The organism is Nonomuraea sp. NPDC050691, from assembly GCF_040654455.1.
GTDB lineage: Bacteria > Actinomycetota > Actinomycetes > Streptosporangiales > Streptosporangiaceae > Nonomuraea.
Map to the genome: position 1 here is coordinate 1 of NZ_JBFAIA010000302.1, position 5029 is coordinate 5029.

Annotated in this window: 4 protein-coding genes; 1 reads left to right on the plus strand and 3 read right to left on the minus strand. The window is 72.6% G+C overall.

Features of this window, described 5'->3' with window-relative positions; translation table 11 throughout:
• Positions 1-197 precede the first annotated feature (197 nt).
• From AB0H81_RS43710 to AB0H81_RS43720, 3 genes are all read right to left on the minus strand, one after another.
• Positions 198-1001, minus strand: coding sequence for an SAM-dependent methyltransferase (locus AB0H81_RS43710; RefSeq protein WP_358388081.1), 804 nt, complete (start codon positions 999-1001; stop codon positions 198-200).
• A gap of 72 nt (positions 1002-1073) precedes the next feature.
• Positions 1074-2894 carry a glutamine--fructose-6-phosphate transaminase (isomerizing) gene (glmS, locus tag AB0H81_RS43715; protein ID WP_358388084.1) on the minus strand — a complete coding sequence of 607 codons (1821 nt, stop codon included), beginning with the start codon at positions 2892-2894 and terminating at the stop codon, positions 1074-1076.
• A 77-nt stretch (positions 2895-2971) separates the two neighbouring features.
• Complete coding sequence (locus tag AB0H81_RS43720) at positions 2972-3247, minus strand: hypothetical protein (protein ID WP_358388086.1); 276 nt, start codon at positions 3245-3247, stop codon at positions 2972-2974.
• A 156-nt stretch (positions 3248-3403) separates the two neighbouring features.
• Between AB0H81_RS43720 and AB0H81_RS43725 the strand changes: the two genes are divergently transcribed.
• On the plus strand, positions 3404-4981 hold the full coding sequence (locus tag AB0H81_RS43725; protein ID WP_358388089.1) for an N-acetylmuramoyl-L-alanine amidase: 1578 nt from the start codon (positions 3404-3406) through the stop codon (positions 4979-4981).
• The last annotated feature ends 48 nt before the right edge of the window (positions 4982-5029 follow it).

The following is a 5029-nucleotide window of genomic DNA, read 5'->3' on the forward strand; positions in this document are numbered from 1 at the left end:
GGACCTCAACGGCCACAGCGGCCACCGCACGGCCGAGCAGGGCGCGGTGATCGCGGTGCGCCTCGCGACGCTCGGGTGTGGTCCCGGAGGCCGCCAGGGCGAGCCCGAGCGCGAACACTTGCCGTCGGCGCATGGTGCCTCCCCCGGTCCGCGAGGCGAGACCTCGCCACACCAGGTTAGCGAACCATCACGCGCTGTCACACATCGGGGTCAATCGGGTGCTTCCATCCCACACCCGCCATCAGGTACGAACCCGCACCAGGCTCGCCCGCCAGGCGGGGCCGGTCGGGACGCCAGTCCGCCGCGTTCACCAGGCCGGGCTCGACCAGGGGGAAGTCGCCGAAGAACCGCCGGATCGCCGCCGGCGACCGGTCGGCGGCACCGCCCCGCGAGATCGGGACCACGCCGGCCCGGCTGGGTTCCGCCGGGCGGCCGGGGGCGACGGCGTGGGTGATCACCAGGTGGCTGCCCGGCGCGACCGCCTCGCGCAGCCGGGCCACCATCGCGTACGGGCCGTCCGCGTCGGGGATGAAGTGCAGGATCCCGACCAGCAGGACCCCGACCGGGCGGCCGAGGTCGAGCAGGTCCGAGGCGCGGCCCAGCACCTCGTCCGCGTCGAGCAGATCGACCTGGAGGAAGGCCCGGCGGCCCGGGCCGGGCCCTTCTCCCTCGTGCTCGCCCAGCAGCGCCCGCGCGTGCGCCGCCACGACCGGGTCGCGGTCGACGTACACGACCCGGGCGCCGGGGACGATCTCGTGGACGCTGCCCTGGGTGGGCAGGCCGCTGCCGAGGTCGAGGAACTGGCGCACGCCGGCGTGGGCCAGGTGGCGCACGGCTCGCCTCAGGAAGCCGCGGTTGGCCCGGGCCAGCGGCACGGCCTGGGGGACCAGCGCGACCAGCCGCTCGGTCGCCTCGCGGTCGACGGCGTAGTTGTCGTGGCCGCCGAGCAGGTAGTCGTACATGCGGGCGACGTTCGGCGTGTGAGGATCGAACTCGGCCACATCCGGATCTTAGGTCGAGATTGCTCCGCTAACACGACCTTTGTGCGATTGTAGCCATAGTGCCGCACGAATTTATTCAACTGTGACACTCTTCGCCAGATTGCGCGGCTTGTCCACATCGCGGTCGAGCGCCACGGCCGCGTGGTAGGCGAGGAGCTGGAGCGGGATCGTCAGCAGGATCGGGTCCAGCTCGATCTCGTTCTTGGGCACCACGATCACGTCGTCGGCCAGCTTGGTGTCGGGCTCGCGGTGGCCGACCATGAGCACCTGGCCGCCGCGGGCGCGGATCTCGCCGAGCGTGGTGAGGTTCTTGTCGAGCAGCTCGTCGTCCGGGACGATCGCCACCGTCGGCATCTCCGGGCCGATCAGCGCTAGCGGGCCGTGCTTGAGCTCGCTCGCCGGGTAGGCCTCGGCGTGGACGTACGAGATCTCCTTGAGCTTCTGGGCGCCCTCGCGGGCGACCGGGTAGCCGCGCACGCGCCCGACGAACATCATGCTCGGGTACGGGGCGTACTTCCGCGCCAGCTCGGCGATCTTGTCGTTCTGGGTGAGGATCTCCTCGATCTGCGCGGGCAGCCGGCGCAGCCCCTCGACGATGCGGCGGCCGTCGGCCGGCGACAGGTCGTGCACGCGGCCGAAGTGCAGGGCGAGCAGCGCGAAGGCCAGCGCGGTCGAGGTGAACGCCTTGGTCGAGGCGACCGACACCTCCGGCCCGGCGTGCAGGTAGACGCCACCGTCCACCTCGCGGGCGATGGCGCTGCCGACCGCGTTGACGATGCCGATCACCCGGCCGCCCTTGCGCTTGAGCTCCTGCACCGCGGCCAGCGTGTCGTAGGTCTCCCCCGACTGGCTGATCGCGACGTAGAGGGTGTCGGGGTCGACAACCGGGTTGCGGTAGCGGAACTCGCTGGCCGGCTCGGCGTCGGCCGGGATGCGGGCCAGCTCCTCGATGAGCTGGGCGCCGATCTGGCCGGAGTAGTACGCGGAGCCGCAACCGATGATCTTGACGCGGCGGAAGGAGCGGGTCTCGCGGGCGTCCATGTTCAGGCCGCCCAGGTGGGCGATGTGGAAGCGCTCGTCGAGGCGGCCGCTCATGGTGCGGGCCACGGTCTCGGGCTGCTCGGAGATCTCCTTGAGCAGGTAGTGCTCGTAGCCGCCGGTGTCGTAGTGGCCGGCGTCCCAGTCGACGGTGAGCGGCTCCTTGGCCGTCTCGCGGGCGTCACTGGCGAAGGTGTGGAAGCCGTCGGCCTTGAGCACGGCCAGCTCGCCGTCCTCCAGGTGGACGACCTGGCGGGTGTAGCGGACCAGCGCCGCCACGTCGGAGGCGGCGAACATCTCCTTCTCGCCGATGCCGAGCACGATCGGGCTGCCGTTGCGCGCCACGACCACCTCGCCCGGCCGCTCGGCGTCCACGACGGCGATGCCGTACGTCCCGACGACGCTCTTCAGCGCCTTGCGGACGGCCTCCTCCAGCGAGTCGGTCTCCTTGACGGTGCGGGCGATCAGGTGGGCCAGCACCTCGGTGTCCGTCTCGGAGACGAACGCCGCGCCGTCGGCCGCCAGCCGGGAACGCAGCTCGTCGGCGTTCTCGATGATGCCGTTGTGCACGACGGCGATGCGCTCGTCGGACGACAGGTGCGGGTGCGCGTTGACGTCACTCGGGACGCCGTGCGTGGCCCACCGGGTGTGACCGATGCCCAGCCCGCCCTTGAACCGGGCCGGCATGACCTTGGCCAGGTCCGCGACCCGGCCCTTGACCTTGCGGACCTTGAGCCCCTTGCTGGACACCACGACACCGGCCGAGTCGTACCCGCGGTACTCCAGCCGCTGCAGGCCCTCCAGCAGGATGGGGGCGGCGTCCTTGGGGCCGACGTAGGCGACGATTCCGCACATCCGACATCTCCTATCCGTCGTCATCCGCCTTCACCGGAAGACGATGATCCGTTGTTCTGTTCGGGGGTCTCTTGCTGTCAGCCGTAGACGATGCGGCGCAGTTGCCGCAGGGACAGCTCGGGCGCCGAGACACGGCGCCCCCGCAGCTCCGCGGCCACTCTGGGGAAGATCTCGTCGTTGGTGAGACCGCGGGACTTCAGCTCGCCGTGGCGCCGCCGCACGAACTCCTCCACCGACTCGGAGAAGTACGACAGCACGTCGGCGACCACGCGCGCCGCCTCACCGGGGCCGAGCCCGCTCGTCCGGGTGAGGTGGGCGATCAGCTCCTCGTAGGGGTGCAGCGTCGTGGACACAGACGAGGACACTACGCACAGGGAACGCGACACGCCAACATCCTGCCCGGAATCGGGCAGGAATAGCCTGCTGAACACGATCTCGCGGCGCCCCCGGGCTTCCCCCATGGTTGATTACTGTGCGTAGTCTATCCGTGTCGATCCGTGGAGGTTGTCATGCCGCACTGGGCCGCCGCCGGTCTGGTCACCGGTCTCGCCGCCGGTCTGCTCACCGTCCCCGGCCCGCTGCCGGGCCGCCAGGCGGACTTCACGCGGGCCGCCGCGGAGTCCGGGGTGCCGGTGAGCGTGCTGCTGGGGGTGTCGTACCTGGAGTCGCGCTGGGATGCGAACGGGGGACGGCCGAGCACGGCGGGCGGGTACGGGCCGATGCACCTGCTGCGCGCCCCGGCCGGGGACGAGGCTGCGACGCTGGCTCGGGCCGCGCGGCTCACCGGGCTGTCCGCCCAGCGGCTGCGCTCCGACCCGGCCGCGAACATCAGGGGCGGCGCCGCCGTCCTCGCCTCCCTCCAGGCGCGTCCCAGCTCCGACCCGGCCGACTGGTACGACGCCGTCGCCCGCTACGCCGAGACCCGCCACCCTCTCGGCCCGCCGGAACACAGCGGGGCCGCGCCGCGGCACGGCGGTGCGGCCGACGCCGGCGGCTCCGGTGGAGTGAGCGGTGCGAGGTTCGACGCGGGCAGCGACGCCAGGCGGACCGGCGCCGGGTTCGGCGCGGGCAGCGACGGGGGCGGGAGCGGGATCACCCGTAGTGGCTCGCGGGACTTCGCGGACGAGGTGTTCGCGGTGATCCGCGAGGGCGCGGCCCGCCGTACCGACGACGGCTTCCTCGTCCGCCTCTCCCCCGCGCCCGGCCTGCGCCCGCCCGCCGGCCCCCCGCTGCGCCTCGCGCGCGAGGCCGAGTGCCCCGCGACGCTCGACTGCGAGTGGATGCCCGCCGTGTTCGAGCGTACGAGCGGGGGCGGCTACGGGAACCACGACCGGCTCCCCGCCACCACGAAGCGCCGGATCGACTACATCGTGATCCACGACACGGAGGGCCGCTACAGCGGCATCCGGTCGATGGTGACCGACCCCGACTACGTGAGCTGGCACTACACCGTGCGTTCCGGCGACGGGCACGTCGCCCAGCACGTACGGACGCGCGACGTCGCCTGGCACGCCGGCAACTGGGACATCAACGCCCGCTCCATCGGCATCGAACACGAGGGGTACCTGGCCAAGGGGGCGACCTGGTACACGGAGGCGATGTACCGTTCCTCGGCCCGGCTGCTGCGCTACCTGGCGGACCTGTACAAGCTGCCCCTCGACCGGGCCCACGTCCTCGGCCACGACAACGTCCCGGGCACGACGGCCGAGAGTCATCCGGGCATGCACGAGGACCCCGGCCCCTACTGGGACTGGGCCCACTACCTGGAGCTGGCGGGCAGCCCGATCGGCGGCGTGCCGGCTCGCGACCCGGCCCTGGAGGCGGTCAGCGCCCCGGCGGCCGGGGAGCCGGCGTACGGCGTGCCCCTCGGCGACACCACGGCCGGCCACCTCACCCCAGCCATCGTGGCGGACACGGACGTCCCTCCCCCGGCCGGCGACCCGGCCATGGCGGCCACGGCAGGCGCGGCGACCGGCCCTGGCACGACGGACGCGGCGGAGGCGGTGGAGGCGGTGGACGCTGACGGCTCGGTTGGCCTTGGCGGCGGAGACGGTCTTGGTGGCGGGCGCCCGCCGGGCGTACCGTGACCGCGACCTCCCGCGCGTTCGCCGGGCACCGGCTCGACGTGATCGGCG

Excerpts from the sequence above, each read along its gene's own strand:
- glmS (WP_358388084.1), bottom strand. The coding sequence starts at position 2,894 with ATGTGCGGAATCGTCGCCTACGTCGGCCCCAAGGACGCCGCCCCCATC.
- AB0H81_RS43725 (WP_358388089.1), top strand. The coding sequence starts at position 3,404 with ATGCCGCACTGGGCCGCCGCCGGTCTGGTCACCGGTCTCGCCGCCGGT.